A 24305-nucleotide genomic window follows, 5' to 3' on the forward strand; every position below is an offset into this window, starting at 1 on the left:
GCATCACGGGCCATGGACGGCCCGTGCTGAGCTGGCAGGGACGGCGCTTTTTGCGTCTTTGTGAGAGGCATATGCTCCCTGAGCCTGCACTTTGTCAATAACCTAAAGGGGCGAGAAATCGTCCCTTTTGCTTTCGGCTTTTCTGCAACATCCTTTCCCTGAATCTCGCCTGTTCTGGCCGTGTTTCGGAAGCCCGTTCAGCCGACTATTCCTGCCGGGATTCCTGGTAAATATCCGCTACTTTGTCGAAATACTCGGTCAGATAGTTAATGCAGACCTGAACTTTCAGCGGCAGTTTGTCCTTTTGGGTGTAGACCGCGTAGACCGGCCTCGGGTCGGACTGATAATGCGCGAAGAGGATCTCCACCTTTCCGGCGTTGATTTCTTCAATCACCCACATCAACGGCACATAGGCGATACCGGTTCCGGCCACCAGCCAGCGGATGAGGGTTTGTGAGTCATTGGTGGCAAAGCGCCCCTGAGGAGAGAGGCGAATTGAGTTTCCTTCCGGCGATGTCAGTTCAAAATCGTTGTCAGGACGAACGCTGTATTCAAGCCAGGAAAAATTGCCGATATCGGAGGGTTTTTCCGGTATGCCATGCTGCATCAGATAGCTTTTAGCCGCGCAGACCACCATGGGCATCGATCCCAGACGGCGTGAAAACAGGCTGGAATCCTGCAGGGCACCCACACGTATAACCAGATCCAGCCCGTCGGCAATCAGATCGGGTGCCGGACTGCCGGTAACAAGATTGACCGTTAACCCCGGATACTCTTTCAGCATCTCAGCGGTCATATTGGCCAGCACGTTCTGGGCCATGGTCGAGGAGCAGCCAATGCGTAACGTCCCTACCGGCGTGTTATTAAACGCATAGAGCTGTTCATGAACCTGCTGCGCTTCAGACATCATGCGCCGACAGCCCTGGAAGTAAATTTTCCCGGCTTCAGTCAGGCCCAGACTGCGGGTGCTGCGGTTCAGCAATTTTACCTGCAGCTCATTCTCCAGTCTGGCCACACTCTGGCTGACAGCAGAGACGCTCATCTGTAGCCGTTGGGCCGCTGCGGTAAAGGATCCCAGCTCCACTACCCGTGCGAAAACGGACATTCCCTTCAGTCTTTCCATTATTAACTCTGGCTTAAAAGTGATTTAGATCACATTAGGTAGAAAACATATAGTCGGGCGCGTTACTATAGCACCGCCGGGTCACTCTTTCGTAACCCTACTCGCCTGATGCTGGCTCCTGAATACGCTATTATTCAATGAGCGCCGGTTATGATTATCTGACAGCTCGTGTGTCACTCTATCATCATCAACCTGTAAAACAGCAACCACCCCTGAAGGGGAGGTGATTTGTGTATGGCGTGAACCCGGTAAGGTACTGACAAGGATAAGAGATGAGTGTGCTTCCGGTTATCGTAATATTTGGGCTCTCCTTCCCGCCCATATTCTTTGAAATTATTGTGTCACTGATGCTGTTCTGGCTGGTGCGTCGACTGCTCACGCCCACCGGGATCTATGACCTGGTCTGGCATCCTGCACTGTTTAATACAGCACTCTACTGCTGCCTGTTCTACCTGGTTTCCCGATTGTTTGTCTGAGGTCATAGTGAAAGCGCTAACTACAAAAATTTCCCGGTATGCCATAACCCTGATTCTGGTTGTCATTGCCGTCATCGTTATTTTCCGCGCATGGGTTTTCTACACCGAATCTCCCTGGACTCGCGATGCCAAATTCACGGCTGATGTGGTGGCGATTGCGCCTGACGTCAGCGGGCTCATCACTGATGTTCGCGTGCACGATAACCAGCTGGTGAAAAAAGACCAGGTGCTGTTTGTGGTCGATCAGCCTCGCTATCAGCAGGCTCTGAACGAAGCTGAAGCCGATGTGGCTTACTATCAGGCGCTGGTCAGCGAGAAACGCCGCGAAGCCTCCCGCCGTAATCAGCTTGGCGTCTCCGCGATGTCACGCGAGGCTATCGAACAATCCAACAACGATTACCAGACCTCCGAGCATCAGCTGGCAAAATCTGTGGCAACCCGCGATACCGCTAAGCTGGATCTGGATCGTACCGTTGTTAAAGCCCCTGCGGATGGCTGGGTGACTAACCTCAACGTCTACCGGGGTGAGTTCATCACCCGGGGTTCCACGGCCGTAGCCCTGGTTCAACAACATACATTCTATGTGCTGGCCTATATGGAAGAGACCAAACTTGATGGCGTTCGTCCGGGTTACCGGGTGGAAATCACCCCGCTGGGAAGCAACCGCGTTCTGCATGGCTGGGTAGACAGCGTTGCTGCCGGTGTGACCAACAGCAGCAGCACTATTGACGCTAAAGGGATGGCGACCATTGATTCGAATCTGGAGTGGGTTCGTCTGGCACAGCGGGTTCCGGTGCGTATTCACCTGGATGCGCAGCAGGGCAACCTTTATCCTTCAGGGACTACGGCCACCGTTGTGGTGACCGGCGCCAAAGATCGTCAGCCTGAAGATATGTCCCCGATGATGAAACTGATGCATCGCCTGCGTGAGTTCGGCTAAGCAGGAGCGCATTATGCAGTGGCACCGTTTACGGTTCCCGATCAAGCTTACCTTTGCCATTTTGCTGGCGTTGCTGATCGGTTTTCATTTCAATCTGGAAACGCCTCGCTGGGCGGTTATGACGGCCTGTATCGTGGCAGGAGGAACCGCATTTGCTGCCGGTGGCGATCCTTTCTCTGGCGCGCTTCGCCATCGCGGCATGCTGCGCATAATCGGGACGTTCCTGGGGTGCCTGGCGGCCCTGGTGATCATGATTGCCACCATCCGGGCGCCGGTGGTGATGCTGCTGCTGTGCTGCCTGTGGGCCGGATTTTGCGTCTGGCTCTCTTCGCTGATCAAAATTGAAAACTCCTATGCGCTGGGCCTGGCTGGTTATACCGCCCTGATCATTGTGGTCAGCGTGGATGCCAACGGGTCGGTGCTGCTTGCTCCGCAGTTTGCGGTCGAGCGCTGCAGTGAAATCATTATCGGGATAGTCTGCGCCATCCTTGCAGATATGCTGTTTTCTCCCCGCTCCATTAAGCAGGATATTGATCGGGAAATTGATGCCCTGCTGGTGGATCAGTACAAGCTGATGCAGCTGTGTGTGGCGCATGGTTACAGAGAAGAGGTGGATAAACTCTGGACAGGGCTGGTACGGCGAACCGCCGCATTGAACGGTATGCGCGGCAATCTGATGATGGAATCCAGTCGCTGGCAGAAAATTGATCGCCGGATGCGTGCGCTGAATACGCTTTCGCTGACTCTGATCACCCAGGCAGCTGAAACCTTTCTGATCCAGAATTCCCGTCAGGAATATGTGCCCCCGCAGTTCCATATCTTCTTTGAAAAGCCGGTAGAGAGCATTGGCGATATCCATAAGCGTATGAAAATTATGCGCAGGGTGATCAGTGTCAGCGGCAGTAAAAATACCCCGGTGACTCTCCGCAACTGGGTGGTTGCCTCAACGCGTTATCTTCTGCTGTTGAAGGGTATCCACACCAACAGCAGCATCAGCCGCATTGAACAGGAAGTGCTGGATGAGGAGCCGGTTGTAAAAGTCCGTTCTGCTGAAACCCGTCATGCACTGATCAACGGTATCCGGACATTTGTTGCCACCGCTGTAGGATCGCTGTTCTGGTTATGGAGCGGCTGGACTTCGGGAAGCGGGGCGATGGTGATGCTGGCGGTCATTACCGCGCTGGCAATGCGAATGCCAAATCCACTGATGATGGCCAAGGATTTTCTCTACGGCATGATCGTGGCGATCCCACTCGGGTCGCTCTACTACATGGTGATCATGCCGGGCACCCAGCAAAGTATGCTGTTGCTCTGTATTGCGCTGGGCGTAATGGCATTTATTGGTGGGATCCTGATCCAGCGGCGGCAGATTGGTACGCTCGGCGCGCTGGTAGGCACTATCAATATCCTCACGCTGGATAATCCGATGACCTTCAACGTCAGCGTATTTCTGGATAATGCCCTGGGACAGGCCATCGGCTGCTTCCTGGCCCTGTTGGTTATCCTGTTGATCCGCGACACCTCCAAAGCCCGTACCGGCCGCACCTTGCTCAACCGCTTTATGTATGCCGCCGTTTCTGCCATGACCACCAATCAGGTCCGACGCAGGGAAAACCATCTCCCTGCGCTCTATCATCAGCTCTTTATGCTGCTGAATATGTTCCCTGGCGACATCGACAAATTCCGTATTGCCCTGACGCTGATCATTGGTCATCAGCGTCTCAGAGATGCGGAGATTCCGGTTAATGAAGAGTTGTCGGCCTGGCATAAGCAGTTGCGTCACACGGCTGACCGGGTGATCTCGGCCAGCAGCGATGCAAAACGACGCAGGTATTTTGAACGTCTTCTGGCCGAATTAGATATCTATCAGGAAAAACTGCGTCACTACGAGGCGCCGCTGGGCGTGACCGAGCCGGTGCAAAGGCTGGCCGATATGTTGAAAAAGTACCAGAACACCCTCATCCAAATCTGACTTTACGCTGATACAGGACTGTATCAGCGTTTTCCCATTCCCGTTTCTCCCTGCCTGGTTCATACCGGGATAATGTGTGCCATCTATACTTATTTATTCAGGATGGCAAACCACTCAGGAGAAGATAATGAGCACCTCCCTTCAGGACAATGAATTATTCCAGACCGGTTATTTTGCTGATGGCCAGTGGCAGCAAAGCGCATCAACTTTTGATGTCCTTAATCCTGCCACCGGAGAAGTGATAGCTCAGGTGGCTAAAGCCGGTAAAAAAGAGACAGAACAGGCCATCGCGGCAGCGGAAAAAGCCTTCCCGGCCTGGCGTGCTAAAACCGCGAAAGAGCGCAGTGAAATTCTCTATCGCTGGTATCAACTGATGATCGACAACAAGGTCTGGCTCGGTAAGTTGATGACGGCTGAACAGGGCAAGCCGGTCAAAGAAGCTGAAGGAGAAGTTGAGTACGCCGCCAGCTTCATTCAGTGGTTCGCTGAGCAGGCTAAACGTGCCAACGGGGAGATTATCCCCCCGGCAAAAACCGGCTCACGTATTCTGGCAACCCGCGAACCCATTGGCGTGGTGGCTGCCATCACACCCTGGAACTTCCCGATGGCGATGCTGACCCGCAAGCTTGGCCCTGCGCTTGCCGCTGGTTGTACCGGAATTATTAAGCCGGCCAACAATACGCCGCTGTCGGCTTTTGCTCTGGTGATGCTGGCAAAAAAAGCGGGTGTACCAGAGGGGGTACTGAATGCCGTAGCCGGGGACACGCATGCCATCAGCGATGCGATTATGGCCAGCAAAGCCGTCAGGAAAATTTCGTTCACCGGATCCACCGCCGTGGGCAAACTTCTGATGCGTAACGCGGCTGAAACCATGAAAAAGGTCTCTATGGAACTTGGTGGTAATGCGCCCTATATCGTCTTCGACGATGCGGATATTGACGCCGCCGTAAAAGGGGCCATTGCCAATAAATTCCGTAATGCCGGCCAGGTCTGCGTCAGCGTGAACCGCTTCTTTATCCACAATTCGATTTATGACCGCTTTGTCAGACAGCTGGCAGAGGAAGTCAGTAAACTCAAAGTGGGTAACGGTATGGATGAAGGGGTGATCGTAGGGCCCCTGATTGAAGCTGCCGCGGTTGAGAAGGTTGAAGAACACGTGAAGGATGCGGTCGCCAACGGTGGCAAAATTGTCACGGGTGGCGCGCGTCATGCTCTGGGCGGTAACTTCTGGCAGCCAACGGTGATAGCAGAGGCGAATGAAAAGATGAAGCTCGCCAGAGAAGAGACTTTTGGGCCGGTTGCAGCCTGCTTCCGCTTTGATGATGAAGATGATGTCATCCGGCGGGCCAATGATACCGAATTTGGCCTGGCAGCTTACTTTTACACCCAGAACCTGCAGCGGGTATTCCGTGTTTCAGCCGCATTAGAAAGTGGTATGGTCGGCATAAATGAGTGTGCCGTTTCTACTGAACTTGCCCCGTTTGGCGGTGTGAAAGAGTCCGGGCTGGGGCGTGAAGGATCGGTGCTGGGGCTTGAAGAGTATTTAGAGGTAAAAGCCCTGCATATTGGGGGACTGTAACTCACCGGGCGGCGTCCCGCCGCCCAACCGTCTGCCTTGTGGAGCGGCCAGTATGAGAACAGAGATTTTTGATTTTGATGAGATAGTCGATCAGGCGCATTTTTTCCGGCAGTTCAGCGAACGTTTTGCGCTGGCCGATTTGGCCGTCACCGATTTAGACAGTTTGTGGGATGCAGTTAGCGCGCTACCCGTGCCGCTGGGGATTGAATTTATCCATTTAGGAACAGGGCAGAAACGGCGTTATGGTGCGCTGATTTTATTGTTTGATGAAGCGGAAGAGGAGCAGGAAGGCCTTCTGCGCTTTAATGTTCGCTGAAGGACAGAGACAAAAAAGGCCCCGGCGAGCGGGGCCAAAAGGTTCGTCATACTGACGAGGAATACTTTCAAATTTTTGCAGTGGCATGCCAGCGAGGGTAATTGCGGGCTTCGACGACGCGCTGCTGGCCTCTGTTATTTATACAACTCTGCCGTGGCGTGGTAGTTGCCGTTGGTATAGGCCTCAATCACACGGTAAGAGCTGGCGCCTTCTTTATCGGCTTTCTGCGAAAGTTCCTGACGGATATCCGTTGGTGCCGCATCAATACCGCTGACGCTGATGGTGCCCATGGATTGCAGATTCTGACTGCTAACCTGCTGATCGGTGACGAGATGTGCAGCGCTGGCACCGAAGGAGAGGACGGAAGCAAGGCTGAGTACGGCAATGGCTAATTTGGTTTTCATAATAAATACTCCGGGTAAGGGTGAGCGGTAACCGAAAGGGCTCGAAGGCGATTTTTATTCCTGGGGTTACCGGTCTGTAAGGTAGAGGTAATTGCTGGTCTCAACGGCTTATTTGTACAGCTCGGCTGTAGCGTGATAGTTGCCATCAAGGCGGGCTTCCACCACACGGTAAGCAGAAGCGCCCTGTGCATCGGCTTTCTGGCTCAGCTGCTGACGAATGCTCATCGGTGAGCCTGATACGCCACTCACGGAGATGGTGCCGACTGCTTGCAGATTTTGCGCCTGATCCGCGTTGACAGATTCAGCTGCAAAAGCACCAAAAGAGAGGGCGGAAAGTACGCTCAGGGTAGCTACAGTAGTTTTAATATTCATGATCTATTCCTCGTAGTGTATTTTTATCTTTCTGTTTACTGTGATTCTCATCACGAAAATAAGTATAGATCTGATAACGTAAAAAATTAATAGCAAGCTAATAATGTTTTGTTGTGGTTATTTATCATTTCGCTGCTTTTTAATAACCTTCTGTTATAAAAAACGCTTATAAGTTGTGCAGCTCATGTTAATTCCATGTAAAAACATACGGATATGTGAATTTAGCCATTTGTGCGCTTATTTGTGGTGGATCACACCGTGAGACGAGAGTATCCAGTTTCATCACTCTGTCGTAGGGCGATTGAAGCAGACGATTGTTCTGGCAGGATGGGACGGAGAGAGCAGAAATTACAAAGCCGACGGGCGTCGGCTTTTGAAAATCCTTCGGGCTACTGAAGAGTTATCCCTGCGGGTATAACTGAAACTTCTTACAGCTCCTGTTCAAACAGTTTGAGGATCGCCTCATATAACTGCTTCACAGTAAACGCTCTCGCTGGCGTAACAAAGATGGTGTCATCGCCTGCAATGGTTCCCAGAATCCCTTCAGCTTTACCCAGTGAGTCAAGCATGCGGGCAATCAACTGAGCGGCGCCCGGACTGGTGTGGATCACCACCAGGGCATCGTTATAGTCGATATCCAGAACCAGATTTTTCAGCGGGCTGGTTGTGGTAGGCACGCCGAGTTCTGCAGGCAGGCAATAGACCATTTCCATTTTGGCATTGCGCGTGCGGACAGCACCGAACTTGGTAAGCATGCGTGACACTTTTGACTGATTAATATTGTCGAAGCCATCTTCCTGCAGTGCGGCAACAATCTCGCCCTGCGAGCTGAACTTCTCTTCTTTTAATAGCGCTTTGAACGCTTTAATCAGATCTTCTTGTTTTGATGGGTTACGCATAGGCTTCCGCGAAAAAGTCAGAAATAAAGGGGGTGGCCCCGGCGGGACAGAACATGATTATGCAGTGAAGTGAATTTTTATGCAATAAATCCTTGCGGTGTTCCGCCATCCCGGGCAGACAGAGACGCAGTTTACCAAACTTTGTGCTGAAAAAAACGGGCTTAATAACAGAGCGGTAGTACGAAAAGTAAACAGAATGTTATTAAAATGATGTTGTTCAGATAAGCGCTAAGGGTGTAATGTAAAAGTAGAATATGTTGTCTGCACTGGGTTACGAACAGCGTTTCTTATAATGCGGTCAATCTCACCCGCTTCGGCGTTTTTTGGGCCTGAGGGCTCAAAATAACATGATGGCATTCGCTAAGACCTTCCGGGTCGTCTATGTTCCTGACCAGAGAGATTTTCGACACATCACGCACACTATAATAAGGAGTTTAGGATGAAAGTTGCAGTTCTCGGCGCAGCTGGCGGTATTGGCCAGGCTCTCGCACTTCTGCTTAAAACCCAGCTTCCTGCAGGTTCAGAACTCTCCCTGTATGACATCGCTCCTGTTACGCCTGGCGTGGCAGTAGATTTGAGCCATATCCCTACCGACGTAAAAATCAAAGGATTCAGTGGCGAAGATGCCACCCCGGCCCTTCAGGGCGCTGACGTTGTGCTGATTTCTGCCGGCGTGGCGCGTAAACCTGGTATGGACCGCTCCGATCTGTTCAATGTCAACGCCGGTATCGTGCGCAATCTGATTGAACAGGTTGCCAGCACCAGCCCGAAAGCCCTGATAGGGATCATCACTAACCCGGTCAACACCACCGTGGCAATTGCTGCTGAAGTGCTGAAAAAGGCTGGCGTATACGACAAAAACAAACTGTTTGGCGTTACCACGCTGGATATTATTCGTTCCAATACTTTTGTTGCTGAGCTGAAAGGCAAAGACCCTGCCGGGCTGAATATCCCTGTGGTAGGTGGACACTCAGGCGTGACTATTCTTCCTCTGCTGTCACAGATCCCAGGCGTCAGTTTCTCCGATCAGGAAGTGGCCGATCTGACTAAACGTATTCAGAATGCCGGTACGGAAGTGGTTGAGGCTAAAGCGGGTGGCGGGTCTGCTACGCTGTCGATGGGCCAGGCTGCAGCTAAGTTTGGTCTTTCACTGGTGCGGGCGTTGAAGGGCGAAAGCAATGTTGTGGAATGTGCCTACGTTGAAGGCGATGGCGAGTATGCCCGTTTCTTCTCTCAGCCGCTGCTGCTGGGTAAAACGGGGATTATTGAACGCCAGCCCATTGGAACGCTGAGCGCATTTGAAAAGCAGTCTTTAGAAGGCATGCTGGAAACGCTGAAGAAAGATATTACGCTGGGCGAAGAGTTCGTTAAATAACCCTGCTACAGGGCCAGCAATCGCTGGCCCTTTCATTTATCGCCGTGTTCAATCTGGCTACTGGCAGCTTCATCTTCTGATGTTGCGCAGGATATCGATTAATTTCCCGGATATTCCAGTACGGTGACTGGCAATTTCATCTTTTGGTCGTTGCGCATGATATCAACATCAATCACCGTTCCCGGCCGGATTTCAGCTACCTGATCCATGGTTTCCACAGCAGAGATCGCCGGTTTATGGTTCACACTGGTGATAACATCATTCACCTGTAAGCCCGCTTTGGCCGCTGGCCCACCCTGGGCAACGTTAGTTACCACGATCCCCTGAATATGATCCAGACCGCTGTTCTGCCCATGCATCTGAGGGACTTCCCGGCCACTGATGCCGATAAAACCACGGATTACGCGGCCATCACGAATTAATTTATCCATAATCTTAACCGCCAGAGCGGTTGGTATAGCAAAGCCAATCCCTTCCGGCGTCTCACCATCATTACTTTTATCAAATGAGAGCGTGTTTATGCCCATCAGTTCGCCCAGCGAATTGATCAGCGCTCCACCGGAGTTGCCTTTGTTGATTGAGGCATCAGTTTGCAGAAAGTTTTGATAACGGGAGGGGCTTAATCCCACACGGCCAGTTGCGCTGATAATCCCCTGGGTCACGGTCTGGCCGATGTTATAGGGGTTACCGATCGCCATCACCAGATCGCCAATGTGAGCGGTGCGTTTAGGGTTGATTGGAATAACAGGCAGCCCGGAAGCTGTGATCTTCAGGACCGCAAGATCGGTAAGACTGTCCGACCCCACCAGCATCGCTTCGAAAATTTGTCCATCCTGCAGCGCCACGATGATCTGATCGGCATCATTGATAACATGCTTGTTAGTCAGAATGTAGCCGCGGGCATCCATGATTACTCCGGATCCCAGCGTGCGTATCTCAAGGTTATCAGCGGAGGCATTGGCACTGCGGTTATACACGTTCACTACCGCAGGAGCGGCTCGTCGCACGGCCGGGTTGTAGCTGACCGGCGTCTGATCGGCACTGTCATCTTTTTGGGCGAAAAAGTCACTGCCGATCCTTAATGCCGGCAGGGCCGCCAGCAGAAGACCCGCAACCACAAGGCCAAGAAGCACTGAACGCAAAAGTTTAGGAAACATGGCTTTAACAGGTGAGTGGATAACTTTGGGCAGGATAACATGAGTTAAGCGGACACGCAGGTGTCCGCATCATGATTTAACGTAAAAGCAGATAGATGCTCTCATCACCCCGAATAACGTTCAGGGCCAGTAACGGTGGTTTGGCCTCCAGCAGTTTGCGCAGTTCAGCCAGATTTTCCACTTTGGTCCGGTTAAGGCCCACAATGACATCGCCTTTCTGCAATCCAAACTGTTCTGCCGGCGTGGATTTTTCCACGGCATCAACGTTGACGCCTTTGGTCCCGTCCTTCGCCGCACCATCACTCAATGTGGCGCCCTGCAACGCAGGCGTCATTTGTTCTGCGCTGCTGCTGCCCTGAGTGCTGGTATCAAGTTTTACGGTGACGGTCACAGGCTTACCTTCACGTAGCAGGCCAACTTTTACATCTTTACCTGGCGCAGTGGTACCGATGGTCACGCGCAGGGCAGCAAAACTCTCAACCGGCTTATCATCCAGGCTGGTAATGATATCACCCGCTTTGATGCCGGCTTTAGCAGCGGCGGAACCCGGCAACACTTCATTGACGAAGGCGCCACGCTGAACATCCACGTTAAAGGCTTTAGCCATTTCGGCCGTCATCTCTGTGCCCTTGATGCCCAACTGACCCCGTTTAACTTCGCCAAACTCAATTAACTGCTGAGCCAGATTCATCGCCATGTTGCTGGGAATGGCGAAACCGATGCCTATATTACCGCCAGCAGAAGCGAGAATGGCGGTATTCAGGCCAATCAGTTCACCGTTCAGGTTGACCAGCGCACCGCCGGAGTTACCGCGGTTAATGGCTGCATCGGTCTGGATAAAGTTCTCCAGCCCTTCCAGATTCAGCCCGCTACGTCCCAACGCTGAAATTATGCCAGAAGTTGCGGTCTGGCCCAGGCCAAACGGGTTGCCGATGGCAACGGCAAAGTCACCCACTTTCAGCTGGTCTGAGTTGGCAATTTTGACCTCAGTGAGACCTTTAGCCCCGCTGATTTGAATCAGGGCGATATCAGTTTGTTCGTCATGGCCGATCAATTTGGCGTCAAATTCGCGGCCATCACTCAACTGAACGCTGATCTTATCCGCGCCGTTGACCACATGATTATTGGTCAGCACGTAGCCTTTTTCGGCGTCAATAACCACGCCAGAAGCGAGACCTTCAAAAGGCTGGGGCTGCGCGCCTTCCTGCCCACCCTGACCAAAGAAGCGCTTCAATGGCTCGGGTATTTCCTGAGTATTCGTCTGGGTGCCTTCCACATGCACGCTAACCACGGCTGGCAGCACTTTTTCCAGCATCGGGGCCAGGCTGGGCAAGGTTTGCCCCTGAATTTGCGCAGGAAGCGTAGCCATCGCCTGTGGAGCAAGGGTCAGGTTCATGCCAGTACTCAATGCTAACGCGCTTAATAGTAAGGATTTTTTCTTCATCGCTACGACGCTCTCGCTACCAAAAGGGTGAGGGGACTCAGGATTATGGCCTTGTGGGTGAAACTGGTTCAGAAAGAAAAAAGGGCGCAAAGCGCCCTGTACTCATTCAGCTTATTTCTGTGCAGCACGATCGCCGCGAAGCAAGCCTGATGCGCTGTCCGGATAGTCACGCGGCATCTGAACGGGTACCTGATCGTTATCTGCTTCAGATTCAGTCAGCTGGTAAGCGAAGGGATTCTTCTCCCCAGGCAGATTTGGCAGCAGGTCATTCGACCCTTTTGCCATATGCTGGTACAGCTGGCGGTAGTCGCGGGCCATGTTATCCAGCAGCTCGGCACTTTGTGCAAAGTGGCCGGTCAGCTCTTCACGATAGTCGGCCAGCTCAGCTTTGGTTTTTTCCAGCTCATACTGCATGCTGCGCTGTTCGCGAAGCTTACTGTTGCCAAAACGCATTGCCACCGCGCCGATGATTAATCCAACTACCAACCCAATAAGCGCGTATTCCCAGGTCATAATAACTCCCGTGTTGTCTTCGTTGTTCCGTAGGGGCTTCTGGCCAACGCCAGTTCACTACCTGCCACTATAACCGCTAATCTGATGGAAGTGGAATCCTGAGGCAGCATCGCTTAGTGTATAACGGCCTTTTTTTGGACAATCAATCACCTGACGCACCGAATTTTTCATGGAATGTGAACAAATTATGCAAACGATCTCCCCCTGGCGCTGTACCAGCAGGCACTGGACAACGGCGAGTTTCAGCCTGATGCCGTGCAACGTGAAGCCATGACCCGCCTGGACGGGATTTATCAGGCGCTGACCCGGGTTGAACCGGTTTCCTCTGCCCCTGTTAAAGGTCTGTTTGGCAAACTGAATAAGCTGATGGGCAAGGGCAAAACTGACGCGCCAGCCCCCGCACGTGGGTTGTATATGTGGGGCGGAGTGGGCCGGGGAAAAACCTGGCTGATGGATATGTTTTTTCAGGCAATTCCTGGGGAGCGTAAACAGCGTCTGCATTTTCACCGTTTTATGTTGCGCGTTCATGAAGAGCTGACCCAGTTGCAGGGGCAGAGCGATCCGTTGCAAATTGTCGCCGATCGCTTCAAGAGTGAAACCGATCTGCTCTGCTTTGATGAGTTTTTTGTCTCAGATATCACCGATGCGATGCTGCTCGGCACCCTGATGGAGGCGCTTTTTGCCAGAGGGATTACACTGGTGGCCACCTCCAATATTCCCCCTGACGACCTTTATCGTAACGGGCTGCAACGCGCCCGATTCCTGCCTGCCATAGAGATGATTAAGCAGCACTGCGAAATCATGAATGTTGATGCCGGAATTGATTATCGCCTGCGAACGCTGACGTCGGCCCATTTGTGGATGACGCCACTAAATGAGGCAACAGACAAAGAGATGGAGCGGATGTTTGTCGCGCTGTCGGGGCAGGGCAGGAAAGATAAACCCGTGCTGGAGATCAATCACCGCGCTCTGGCAACCCAGGGAATGGCTGAAGGCGTAGTCGCGATGGATTTCAAAACATTGTGCGGCGAGGGGCGAAGCCAGCATGATTACATTGAGCTGTCGCGCCGTTTCCACAGTGTTTTGCTGTTTAATGTGCCGGTGATGATCTACAAAACCGAGGACCAGGCGAGACGTTTTCTGGCATTGGTTGATGAGTTCTATGAACGGCATGTTAAGCTGGTGGTCTCCGCCGAAGCCTCGCTGTATGAGATTTATCAGGGCTCGCGGCTGAAGTTCGAATACCAGCGTTGTGTCTCACGTCTGCAGGAGATGCAAAGCGAGGAGTATCTCCGACTGGCGCATTTGCCCTGAAGCGGGCCAGGGCGGGGCATTGGGGTGCAATTAATATTAAAAAGGGGTCGCACTTTACAGGCGACTTCTCTATAATCTTGCGACCCCACGTTACAACAAAGGTTTTTTTCCCAAAACTCTTTGTGTTCCAGTAACTCTATCCGAAGGGGTGGGCTTGCTGGTCAAGATGGTCGTGTGAGCCTCAACCGTTTATTCAAGCGTTTGGGATTTCACCAACGTGTAACTTAATTTGGGTAAGCTTTTAGATGAAAACTTTTACAGCTAAGCCAGAAACCGTCCAACGTGACTGGTATGTTGTCGACGCAACAGGCAAAACTTTAGGTCGCTTAGCGACTGAATTGGCTCGTCGCCTGCGCGGTAAGCATAAAGCGGAATATACTCCGCACGTAGATACTGGTGATTACATTATCGTTCTGAACGCTGAGAAAGTTGCCGTAACCGGTAACAAGCGTACTGATAAGATTTATTATCATCACACCGGCTTCGTCGGTGGTATCAAGCAAGCGACCTTCGAAGAGATGATTGCTCGCCGTCCTGAGCGTGTGATTGAAATCGCGGTTAAAGGTATGCTGCCGAAGGGCCCACTGGGTCGTGCTATGTACCGTAAACTGAAAGTTTACGCGGGCAACGAGCACTCCCACGCGGCACAGCAACCGCAAGTTCTTGACATTTAATCGGGATTACAGGCAATGGCTGAGAATCAAAACTACGGCACTGGTCGCCGCAAAAGCTCTTCCGCACGCGTCTTTATCAAGCCGGGTAGCGGTAACATCGTAATCAACCAGCGTTCGCTGGAACAGTACTTCGGTCGTGAAACTGCCCGCATGGTAGTTCGTCAGCCGCTGGAACTGCTGGACATGGTTGGTAAATTCGATTTGTACATCACTGTTAAAGGTGGTGGTATCTCTGGTCAGGCTGGTGCGATCCGTCACGGTATCACACGCGCTCTGATGGAGTATGACGAATCACTGCGTGGCGAACTGCGTAAAGCAGGCTTCGTTACTCGTGATGCTCGTCAGGTTGAACGTAAGAAAGTCGGCCTGCGTAAAGCACGTCGTCGTCCTCAGTTCTCCAAACGTTAATCTGTTCTGCTCCGGCAGAAACGATTATCGGAAAACCCGGTGCCTGCACCGGGTTTTTTCTTTTCCGCTTTCGGCAAACAGAGCCGAAAAGAGGGTGGGATTTACCCTTTTCCCATCAATTCCTCGCTGCCGCCCCCACAAGCTGTCTAAAATCTGGTAAACTGTGTGTCACTTTGCGCCCATTAGCAGGGCATTGATGCATGAAATCCTCAGTGGATGCTGGTTCGGCTTCACATCATGCTAATGGCAGTCTGTTAAGCAGGTTAATCGCCACGTGGCGGGCTTGCGCAGTAATTTTCTGGATAAACTTGGAGGTTTACATGGCTGTCGCTGCCAACAAACGTTCGGTAATGACGCTGTTTTCTGGTCCGACTGACATCTTTAGCCACCAGGTTCGTATTGTCCTGGCGGAAAAAGGCGTCAGCGTAGAGATCGAGCAGGTAGAAATGGATAGCCTGCCCCAGGATCTGATTGACCTCAATCCGTACCGCACCGTTCCTACGCTTGTCGATCGTGAGCTGACGTTGTATGAATCCCGCATCATCATGGAATACCTTGATGAGCGTTTTCCGCATCCGCCATTGATGCCGGTCTACCCGGTGGCTCGTGGTGAAAGCCGTCTGATGATGCACCGTGTAGAGCAGGACTGGTACAGCCTGATGCGTAAGGTTGAAAACGGCACGGCGCAGGAAGCAGATGCAGCACGTAAGCAATTACGTGAAGAGCTGTTGGCGATTGCCCCTCTGTTTGCCCGTACCCCGTTCTTTATGAGCGAAGAGTTCAGCCTGGTTGACTGCTACCTGGCTCCGCTGCTGTGGCGTTTGCCGCAGATGGGTATTGATCTGATTGGCGCTGGTTCTAAAGAGCTTAAAGGTTATATGACTCGTGTCTTCGAGCGTGATTCCTTCCTGGCTTCCCTGACGGAAGCAGAACGTGAAATGCGCCTGCAAACGCGGGGCTGATTACCATGGAAATGTCACAACTTACCGCTCGTCGTCCGTACTTACTTCGGGCGTTTTACGACTGGCTGCTGGACAACCAGCTTACCCCGCATCTGGTAGTGGATATCAATTTACCCGGCGTGATGGTACCGCTTGAGTATGCGAAAGATGGTCAGATTGTCCTGAACATCGCACCGCGTGCAGTGGGTAACCTTGAGCTGGGTAACGATGAAGTGACGTTCAACGCCCGTTTTGGTGGCGTTCCGCGTCAGGTCACGGTTCCGCTGGCGGCAGTGATGGCTATCTATGCGCGGGAAAATGGCGCAGGCACGATGTTTGAGCCTGAACCCGTCTACGAAGAAGCCGGGGAATATAACCCGGATTCAGAGCAGAACAACACGCCAATGTCTGTGATCGACGGTGACCGCCCCGATCACAGCAGCGTGCACAACGATGATGATAATCCGGATGACGATCCGCCGCCTCGCGGTGGTCGACCGGCGTTACGCGTCGTGAAATAAGAAACGGGCCTTTCGGCCCGTTTTTTTTATCTCATACCCGGCCCGTTAAACAGGCCGGTCAGGGTGAGATTAATAGACGTCGCGCAGGTAGCGCTTCTCTTTTTTGAGCTGGTCGACATAATCCGCTGCACGCTCTGATGACATCCCACCGAACTGAGTAATCACCTGATACAGCGCCTTATCAACGTCTTTAGCCATACGTGATGCATCGCCGCAAACGTAGAAATAAGCGCCTTGCTCCAGCCATGCAAACAGCTCTGCACCCTGCTCAAGCATCCGGTTTTGCACATAAATCTTCTTCGACTGATCGCGCGAGAATGCAAGATCCAGACGAGTCAGCAGGCCAGTTTCCTGCCAGCCTGACAGCTCATCCTGATAGATGAAGTCATGTTCCTGATGCTGATCGCCGAAGAACAGCCAGTTTTTGCCCGTCGCCCCAACAGCATGACGCTCCTGCAGGAAGGCACGGAACGGCGCAATGCCGGTACCCGGACCGATCATGATCAGCGGAGCTTCGCCATTTGCCGGAACGCGGAAAGCTTTGTTCGGGGAGATAAAGATGGCCGGCTTTTCACCACGTCCAACGCGTTCAGCCAGATACGAGGAGCATACGCCGCTGCGTGGACGGCCAGAGCTGTGATAACGCAGCGTAGCGATAGTCAGATGCACCTGGTGCGGATGCGCTTTAGAACTGGACGAGATTGAGTAGGCACGATGCTGTAAAGGCCGCAGCAGTGCAACGAACTCAGGAATGCTCAGCGAGCGGGTCAGCTCAAGCTGCAGCAGGTCCAGCGAATCTTTGCCCCAAAGCCAGACACCCAGCGCGTCTTTATCGTCGTGTTGCAGTACGTGACGCAACTCCTGGTTGGTGGTGTTCTGGCCTACCCACTCGATCAGCTTACGGGAAGGTTCAGAGATCTCGAACTGATAAGTCAGCAGATCGCCGAGGCTGCGGTCAAAACCGGAAACCGGGGTGTCATAGTCTGAATTCAGCTGAGCAAGCAACAGTTTCACCAGCGCCGGATCGTTTACCGGGATCACCCCCAAAGCATCACCTGCTTCGTACTTCAGGCCGCTGTCGGTAAGATCAAATTCAAAGTGGCGGATATCCTTGCCGGAATTTGTTCCTGACAGGCGACTGTTGGTGATCAGCGCGGCGGCATAAGGGTTCTGTTTGTTACTGCCCGGTATAACCGGCGCTTCTGGCAGGTTTTCCAGAGCGGTACCGCTGCTGCCGGCACTGGCAGCAAACTGTGGCATTGAGGTTGAAATCCACTGTTCAGACGGCTCTTCATAATCGATATCACAGTCGATACGATCGCTGACGCGTTTGGCGCCCAACTGCTCAAGACGCATATCGATAAATTTACCCGCCTGACAGAAACCGTCATAGCCGGTGTCACCGATAGCCAGTACGGCGAAGTGCATTTGCTCCAGGCGTGGTGCGGTACTGGCAGAAATCGCCTGCCAGAAAAGTTGCGCATTGTCAGGCATTTCGCCTTCGCCATAGGTGGAAGTGATCACCAGAACGTGACGCATAGTGGCGAACACTTCGATATCCACTTCACCCAGGCCCTGAACCACAGGCACCAGGCCCTGAGCGCGGGCGGCTTTCGCCGCGCTCTGCGCTAAGGCTTCAGCATTACCCGTCTGGGATCCAAACAGAATATGCAGTTGTGTGGTAGCCGTAGAACTGGTGCCGCTGACAACCTGCTGCTTGTCTTCCAGTACCAGCAGGCGTGAATGTAGCCCGGCGAGAAACCCCGCCAGCCAGGATTTCTGGTCGCCATTAAATGGCGCGTCTTCAGGAATGTATGGAATTTTCATCGGTTATCTGTACTCAATCCCGTTTCGTCTTGTTCAGTAGATAGTCGCATTCAGTCCGGTAAACCGTCAGGATAATTTCCCGACGGCAGCAGCGATTTCTGGCAGTGCAGCACGGGCAAACAGCTCTTCAAAATCAGGGAGTCCGCCCAGCACTTCTCTGTTTCGCGCATCCTGGTAAATGATCCAGCCATAGGTTGCCAGGCTGTCCATCGAGCGGATGTTGCGTTGTGTCAGAGCAGCTTTGTAATCCGCCATACGTTTTGCTGCAATCAGGCAGGCCAGCTCGTCATCACTGTAGTTTTCAATCGCCGAACGGGCATGCCGTTGCAGCTTACTGATCAGTGAGAAGTCTTCCGTCATCAACAGATTACGCACGGCTTTCTCGACCGCTGCATCCTCTACCGACGTCCCTTTAGGTAACCGGGAGATCGCCAGTTGTTGAGCAAAGCTGAGAACGGTGTAGTTATTGAGCAGCACAAACATTTCTTGTGTGTCAGTTGCACCGTATTCAGGTACTGCGCCATTGGCGATAATGTTTTTCGTGCGCCAGGCTGCTTTGAATTTCGCTACCTGATGGCTGGCCAGCGCGGTAGAGAGTTCTTCCAGCAGATCCTTACGGGTTTTCGCCTTAAGGATTTCTGCACTGTCCTGGTAAAGCAGCAGTGAACGTGGCATCACGTAAACAAAGTGATGACACTCTGTTTCCCAGTGCTCAAGCAACCAGGCGGCGCGAGGAGAGTTGGTCGCTTCCAGATGCCAGTTCAGCATCGTCAGCACCGCTTCTTTGTGCACTTTCGCCATCTCGTTGTCGTCAGCGATCGATCCAAACAGCACCGAATCACCGGCGGCCGATCCTGCCAGCGTCCCATAGGGATCGTACTGGTAGGCGAAACCGCCACTCATGCCGTTACCAAAACCGGTGCCGTATGTCCCCAGGTTCAGGATGGCGCCGTTGGTCATATATTCGCAGCAGAAATCACCGACGCCTTCCACCACCGCAGTGGCACCGGAGTTACGGACAGCGAAACGGTCACCGGCCTGGCCCTGAACAAACAGACGGCCACCGGTAGCACCAAAGAGTGCGAAGTTACCGATCAGCACGTTGCCTTCAGCATCCTGAGAGCCGCCGCCAGGCGACATCACCACAATTTCGCCACCGCACTGGCCTTTACCCACGCCATCATTACAGGTGCCGTAGTGCTGCAATTTCATGCCGTCATTACAGAACACGCCAAATGACTGACCGGCAGAGCCTGAGGTTGAGAGGTTCACCGTAGCAGGCGCCAGATAGCGACGTCCACGGTCGTCCAGCATGACCGCTGAAATTTTGTTCAAACGTTCTGTATCCAGCTTGTGGTTCAGCAGACGTTCGATATCGATAGCCAGCTGGCCCCCAACGCTTTTGTTACGGTTGTTCAGGATCATGCCTGCGCCAAATTCCAGCGTAGTTTTATTCTGATCAACCAGCTCAAGGTTCAGCTGTTCGATCCAGCCGCTGTCCAGTTCGAAATCTTTTTCCAGATAAACCGGATGCGCGATTTTCAGTTCCGGCACCACGGTCAGCATCGCACGGAAATCAAGTTTGCCGACTTCCAGCGGGTGATCCATCAGATGCAGCATGTCAGAGCGACCGCGTGCTTCACGCAGGGAACGCAGGCCGAGACGAGCCAGGATCTCACGGACTTCATGTGCCACGTTGATAAAGTACTGCGCAAGCTGGCGTGGATCCCCATCAAAGGCTTCGGCATTGGTGGTCAGACCCGCCGGGCATTTCACGTTACAGTTTTTCGCCATCACGCACTTCAGCATCATCAGCGCGGTAGTACCGAATTCGAAGCTGTCTCCACCCAGCAGTGCCGCTTTCACCACGTCGCTACCGGTCTGTTGAGCGCCCGAGCAGCGTAAAAGCACTTTTTCACGCAGGCCATTGGCACACAGCGCCTGATGGACTTCGGCAATGCCAATCTCCGCCACACGGCCAGTATATTTCAGGCTGGTTACCGAGGCTGCACCTGTACCGCCGGTGTTACCGGCGACGTTAATCACATCGGCACCGGCTTTGGCAACGCCGACCGCGATGGTGCCGATGCCTTCTGAGGAAACCAGCTTAACGATAACCCGCACGCGAGCCGCTTTGCAGTCATGGATCAGCTGCGCCAAATCTTCGATCGAATAGGTATCGTGGTGCGGAGGAGGGGAAACCAGCTCCACGCCAGGCGTGCCGCCACGCGCAGCCGCAATTTCTACCGTCACTTTGGCCGCAGGCAACTGACCGCCTTCGCCAGGTTTTGCACCCTGGCCAATCTTGATTTCCAGCTCTTCTAGCATCGGATCGGCAAGGTAAGCAGCCCAGACGCCAAAACGCCCGGAAGCCAGCTGTTTAATGCGTGACGCACGGATGGTGCCGTGACGGGAATAGTGCTCACCGCCTTCACCACAGTTGCTCATGCCGCCAACCATATTGGTGCCGTGAGCTACCGCTTCGTGAGCCGGCGCAACCAGTGCGCCGTGACTCATCGCACCAGAAGCAAAGGTACGGGTAATTTCGCTCGCTGGCTGAATCTCGTTCAAAGGCAGAGAAGGAGCAGAGGTGAAGATGCGTGACAGATAGTCAGCAGCTTTGCCCGTTGCGGCCAGTTGCAGGCCACCGGCCACAATTTCACTCTCGCCAATCTCATCGTTGAAACGGGCCTTAAGCGCGCTGAACAGGGCCGCAAGACGTTCGCTTTCCGGTTTCAGCCCAACGATGCTGTCAGTGAGGCGCAGGGTAAAGTAACCCTCACGGCCTTCTGCTGCTTCACAAACCAGGCCGCGAGTGGCAAAGCCATTGTTGACCAGTGAGTAACGTCCCAGCTTACGGGCAAACTCTGCCTGGCTGTCCACGTGGGTCAGATCGGCAGGGAAGGCCAGGATATCACGCAGCGCCGCAGGACGACGTTTACGCTCCTGATGCATCAGGCTGGTGAACTCACGGTAATCCGCGGTGATAGTGAAATTATCAATCACCTCACTGGAGATACGCTCAAAGCTGGTGTCAGCAAAAGAGTCCGGCTTGATGCTGAAAGCGTTATCCAGTTTTGCCAGCGTCAGCAGACGAATGAACTGATCTTCATCGCGCGGCTTATCAGCAAAACGGATCGGCTGCTCAGTCATATCAATAAAGGTACGCACGGCAATGGTGCCGTAAGAGTGGCCCGCGCCTTCAGCACGCTCTTTAAACAGACCCAGCAAAGGCACTTCGGATTCGCCCTGAATTTTCAGTGCGCTCTGGTGCCAGTCAACGGCCATCTGAGCAATGGTGGCAAAGCCTGCGCCGCCCACTGGCGTTTTGATATTCGGGAAATATTTCTTCAGCACGCGATCTTCAGTATCGAGGAAGTTCGGTTCAAAGAACTCACCGCAGCTGTAGCTTTCAACGGTACACAGGCCCACTTTGCCCATGGTTTTCATCAGCGCTTTTTCAGCCGCTTTGGCATAGCGCTTAAAGGCTTTGTTGCCTTCGACGCCTTCACCGTATTTCTCTTCAGCACGCATCTGCACGCCAAGCGGATAGATCGCGGAAGCGCCAAATCCAAGGGTCGCTGCGATGTGGTGTGAGGAGATGCTCTGCCCGCTTTCAACCACCAGCGAGACATCCAGACGCAAGCCTTCCTGCACCAGACGCTGGTTGATGGCAGAAACCACCAGCAGCATTGGAATACCCGCGCGGGTAGAGGAGATATGGCGGTCGGTAAGCACCGCAATTCCGCCCTGTTCACGGGCAAAATCCACGACCTGCTGAGCCAGATCGTCGATGGCTTTTTCCAGCGCATCAGCATTATCGAGTCGGTTTTGTGGCTCGGTGCCGGTAATCGGGGTATAGAGCATGTCAAAACGAGCGTACGGCGCCACATCCTGTTCACGCAGCTGGAGCATATCCAGATGGGTCAGGATTGGCGTAGGCACGATGATCTGGCGCCCTTTACTGCGTCCCAGATGCGGTTTGGCACCCAGGGCGACGCGCAACGTCATGCCGTCGATTTCACGGATGGAGTCTAAAGGCGGGTTAGTCACCTGAGCAAAGCGCTGTGAGAAATAGTGCGCCATACCGCCTTCATGATCGGATAAGCCGTTGATCGCGTTGCCATAGCCCATTGCAGAGATCTTCTCTGCGCCGGTGGACAACATCGGATCCATCATGAATTTGAAGCTTTCCTGGTTGTAATAGTAGGCAACAAAACGCTGATAAGTTTTCAGATCGCCGCTGTAACGTAGCGGTGAACCTTGTTGCTCTGCAGGAATTAACGGCAGCGCATCCAGCGTCACGCGGGATTGTTCCAGCAATGCCGGATAATCTTTTTCGGCAGCCAGTTTTTCCAGTGCTTCGAGCGTGGTATAGCTGCGTTTTTCGCTGTGATCGTAATAGAGCATGCCACCAGCCTCGATGCGGCCACGGCGTAACACGCTTTCCGGTGGGAAAGCGATCTGTCCCGCTTCTGACATGGCACCGATATAGTCAGCTGTCTCAACAGAACGCAGGGGACGCAGGCCCAGACGGTCAAGGCGTGCGCCGATAACTTCGCCATTACCAAAGATCAGCGCGGCCGGACCATCGTTCTTCTCTTCATATAAAGAGAAGTATTCCAGCATCGCGCGGACTTCAGGAGAAAGTGAAGGATCGTTTTCCCATGCCGGCGGCATCATCGAAACCACGGCGTTGATCAGATCGAGATTATCTTCCATCAGGCGGCTTTGAATACTTTGATCCAGGCGCGAGCTGTCAGACTGCCCTTTAGGGCGAACGATTTTTTTGCCACGTGCCAGCGCCAGAGCGGACTCGGCAATGCGGTTTTTACGGTCAGTGTTCAGCTCGCCATTGTGCGCCATCAGCCGGAAAGGCTGCGCCATAGTGGTGTGCGGATCGGTATTTGTGGAGAAGCGGGTATGGAAGAACAGCCCGCGCACCTGATGATCCGGATCGGTAAGATCTTTGAAGTAAGGGATCACTTCATTAGAGTTCAGGCGGGCTTTCAGAACCTGGGTGCGTGAAGAGAGCGAGAGCGGGTAAAGTCCACCAAACTGGCTTTCAGTAAAGGCACGCGCTTCAATATCCAGCAGGGCGCGGTGAATGCGTTTTTCAAAGTCGTTTTGATCAACCACATCCAGCGGGGCAGCAAACACCCACTGTACGATAGGCAACTGGAAAGAGAGGGCGGCAGGACGCAGCACGCTGCCATCCAGTGGCAGATCGCGTTTCAGCAATACTGGCAGGCCACCGGCGGCCAGGGTCTCTTCTACCAGACGCTCGGCATTCGCGCGCAGTTCAACATCTTTAGGCACAAAGAAGTTACCCACACCGAAACGTCCTGCATTCAGCGGCTGGCCGGTAATTTTACGGAAGAAGTGCAGCGAGATGTCCACGTTAACGCCAGCGCCGTCACCGACGCCTTCCGCCGACATACCCCCACGATGAGGCACGGTGCACAGGGCACTGTGTGCCATCTGCAGTATCTCATGAGTTTGTTCGCCATCCTTACGCGTAATAAAGCCTACGCCACAGCTGTCACTGTCTTGCGTTGGATCGTACAAGCCGTAGGGAAAAGGGTTTGTGTTGGACATCGGGGGCCTCCTCAACTTCTTTTTGACATTGCCTATATTGTTTCAACCACAGAATGCAACTGAGTGGATCTTTCCCAGGCTCTGTATCATTTTCCTGACCGCTTCAAGCGGACGCTGTTAACCCGAGCATCTCCTCTCCGGACTTTTGTAATACATCCATGAAGGGGGGCTGCTCTAAAATTTCCGAATCTCTTAAAGGGAGATAACTTACATCACGAGGGAGTCTTCTTGCTGCATAGATATGCCGGGACAATGGCCCGTCAGGAAAGCTTCCAGCGGATTTCCAACTTATCGGGAAAGCGTACTCAGGTCAAATAGCGCTCTTACAAAGCCTTTTGCCGGGTTAATGCATGTTAACTTTATGATATGTAAGCTTTTGTAAGGCTTTTTTCTGTCGGAGGTATAGCCTCAGTGGCCCCACTAAGTGTGAGCTGTCTCACTGTAGTGCAGGG

General features: G+C 53.1%; 20 protein-coding genes. 11 read left to right on the forward strand and 9 right to left on the reverse strand.

The window, feature by feature from the left end; translation table 11 throughout:
- Nucleotides 1–205 precede the first annotated feature (205 nt).
- On the reverse strand, nt 206–1123 hold the full coding sequence (gene aaeR, locus VRC33_RS02295; protein ID WP_338560450.1) for an HTH-type transcriptional activator AaeR: 918 nt from the start codon (nt 1121–1123) through the stop codon (nt 206–208).
- Nucleotides 1124–1395: 272 nt separating this feature from the next.
- On the opposite strand from aaeR, the gene aaeX reads away from it, so the two are divergent.
- From aaeX to VRC33_RS02320, 5 genes are all read left to right on the forward strand, one after another.
- Nucleotides 1396–1599 carry a p-hydroxybenzoic acid efflux pump operon protein AaeX gene (aaeX, locus tag VRC33_RS02300; protein WP_034890367.1) on the forward strand — a complete coding sequence of 68 codons (204 nt, stop codon included), beginning with the start codon at nt 1396–1398 and terminating at the stop codon, nt 1597–1599.
- Nucleotides 1600–1606: 7 nt separating this feature from the next.
- Complete coding sequence (aaeA, locus tag VRC33_RS02305; RefSeq protein ID WP_338560457.1) at nt 1607–2539, forward strand: p-hydroxybenzoic acid efflux pump subunit AaeA; 933 nt, start codon at nt 1607–1609, stop codon at nt 2537–2539.
- 13 nt (nt 2540–2552) lie between these two features.
- The gene (gene aaeB / locus VRC33_RS02310; protein WP_338560459.1) at nt 2553–4511 is read left to right on the forward strand and encodes a p-hydroxybenzoic acid efflux pump subunit AaeB; all 1959 of its coding nucleotides are present in this window, start codon (nt 2553–2555) and stop codon (nt 4509–4511) included.
- A 127-nt stretch (nt 4512–4638) separates the two neighbouring features.
- Nucleotides 4639–6090: an NAD-dependent succinate-semialdehyde dehydrogenase gene (locus VRC33_RS02315; protein ID WP_338560461.1), complete on the forward strand. Its 1452-nt coding sequence runs from the start codon at nt 4639–4641 to the stop codon at nt 6088–6090.
- A gap of 52 nt (nt 6091–6142) precedes the next feature.
- The gene (locus VRC33_RS02320; protein WP_338560463.1) at nt 6143–6406 is read left to right on the forward strand and encodes a hypothetical protein; all 264 of its coding nucleotides are present in this window, start codon (nt 6143–6145) and stop codon (nt 6404–6406) included.
- Between the two features lie 134 nt (nt 6407–6540).
- On the opposite strand, the gene yhcN (VRC33_RS02325) is transcribed toward VRC33_RS02320, so the two are convergent.
- From yhcN (VRC33_RS02325) to argR, 3 genes are all read right to left on the reverse strand, one after another.
- Complete coding sequence (gene yhcN / locus VRC33_RS02325) at nt 6541–6810, reverse strand: peroxide/acid stress response protein YhcN (RefSeq protein ID WP_338560465.1); 270 nt, start codon at nt 6808–6810, stop codon at nt 6541–6543.
- A 108-nt stretch (nt 6811–6918) separates the two neighbouring features.
- Nucleotides 6919–7182, reverse strand: a complete 264-nt coding sequence (gene yhcN / locus VRC33_RS02330; RefSeq protein ID WP_338560467.1) for a peroxide/acid stress response protein YhcN — start codon at nt 7180–7182, stop codon at nt 6919–6921.
- A 428-nt stretch (nt 7183–7610) separates the two neighbouring features.
- On the reverse strand, nt 7611–8081 hold the full coding sequence (argR, locus tag VRC33_RS02335; RefSeq protein WP_338560469.1) for a transcriptional regulator ArgR: 471 nt from the start codon (nt 8079–8081) through the stop codon (nt 7611–7613).
- A 439-nt stretch (nt 8082–8520) separates the two neighbouring features.
- Between argR and mdh the strand changes: the two genes are divergently transcribed.
- A complete protein-coding gene (mdh, locus tag VRC33_RS02340; RefSeq protein WP_338560471.1) occupies nt 8521–9456 on the forward strand; it encodes a malate dehydrogenase in 936 nt (311 codons plus the stop codon).
- A 98-nt stretch (nt 9457–9554) separates the two neighbouring features.
- Here the strand turns inward: mdh and degS are convergent, their stop codons facing one another.
- The 3 genes from degS to zapG form a co-directional block, all read right to left on the reverse strand.
- Entirely contained in the window at nt 9555–10613 is a 1059-nt protein-coding gene (degS, locus tag VRC33_RS02345) for an outer membrane-stress sensor serine endopeptidase DegS (protein ID WP_338560472.1), read from the reverse strand.
- Between the two features lie 76 nt (nt 10614–10689).
- Nucleotides 10690–12057, reverse strand: a complete 1368-nt coding sequence (degQ, locus tag VRC33_RS02350; protein ID WP_338560474.1) for a serine endoprotease DegQ — start codon at nt 12055–12057, stop codon at nt 10690–10692.
- A gap of 111 nt (nt 12058–12168) precedes the next feature.
- Complete coding sequence (zapG, locus tag VRC33_RS02355) at nt 12169–12570, reverse strand: Z-ring associated protein ZapG (RefSeq protein WP_338560475.1); 402 nt, start codon at nt 12568–12570, stop codon at nt 12169–12171.
- 204 nt (nt 12571–12774) lie between these two features.
- On the opposite strand from zapG, the gene zapE reads away from it, so the two are divergent.
- The 5 genes from zapE to sspB all read left to right on the forward strand — a co-directional run bounded on the left by zapE (nt 12775) and on the right by sspB (nt 16428).
- Nucleotides 12775–13884 (forward strand): cell division protein ZapE, encoded by a 1110-nt coding sequence (gene zapE / locus VRC33_RS02360; protein ID WP_338563990.1) that lies wholly within the window; start codon nt 12775–12777, stop codon nt 13882–13884.
- A gap of 245 nt (nt 13885–14129) precedes the next feature.
- Nucleotides 14130–14558, forward strand: coding sequence for a 50S ribosomal protein L13 (gene rplM / locus VRC33_RS02365; protein ID WP_338560476.1), 429 nt, complete (start codon nt 14130–14132; stop codon nt 14556–14558).
- A gap of 15 nt (nt 14559–14573) precedes the next feature.
- The gene (gene rpsI, locus VRC33_RS02370; RefSeq protein ID WP_004168023.1) at nt 14574–14966 is read left to right on the forward strand and encodes a 30S ribosomal protein S9; all 393 of its coding nucleotides are present in this window, start codon (nt 14574–14576) and stop codon (nt 14964–14966) included.
- A 320-nt stretch (nt 14967–15286) separates the two neighbouring features.
- Nucleotides 15287–15928 carry a stringent starvation protein SspA gene (gene sspA, locus VRC33_RS02375; protein ID WP_338560478.1) on the forward strand — a complete coding sequence of 214 codons (642 nt, stop codon included), beginning with the start codon at nt 15287–15289 and terminating at the stop codon, nt 15926–15928.
- Between the two features lie 5 nt (nt 15929–15933).
- Complete coding sequence (sspB, locus tag VRC33_RS02380) at nt 15934–16428, forward strand: ClpXP protease specificity-enhancing factor (RefSeq protein WP_338560480.1); 495 nt, start codon at nt 15934–15936, stop codon at nt 16426–16428.
- Nucleotides 16429–16497: 69 nt separating this feature from the next.
- Here the strand turns inward: sspB and VRC33_RS02385 are convergent, their stop codons facing one another.
- Together VRC33_RS02385 and VRC33_RS02390 are read right to left on the reverse strand one after the other, a co-directional pair.
- Nucleotides 16498–18255 (reverse strand): sulfite reductase subunit alpha, encoded by a 1758-nt coding sequence (locus tag VRC33_RS02385; protein WP_338560482.1) that lies wholly within the window; start codon nt 18253–18255, stop codon nt 16498–16500.
- 66 nt (nt 18256–18321) lie between these two features.
- Entirely contained in the window at nt 18322–23853 is a 5532-nt protein-coding gene (locus VRC33_RS02390) for a glutamate synthase-related protein (RefSeq protein ID WP_338560485.1), read from the reverse strand.
- Nucleotides 23854–24305: the final 452 nt, after the last annotated feature.

Source organism: Erwinia sp. E_sp_B01_1 (genome assembly GCF_036865545.1).
Lineage (GTDB): Bacteria > Pseudomonadota > Gammaproteobacteria > Enterobacterales > Enterobacteriaceae > Erwinia.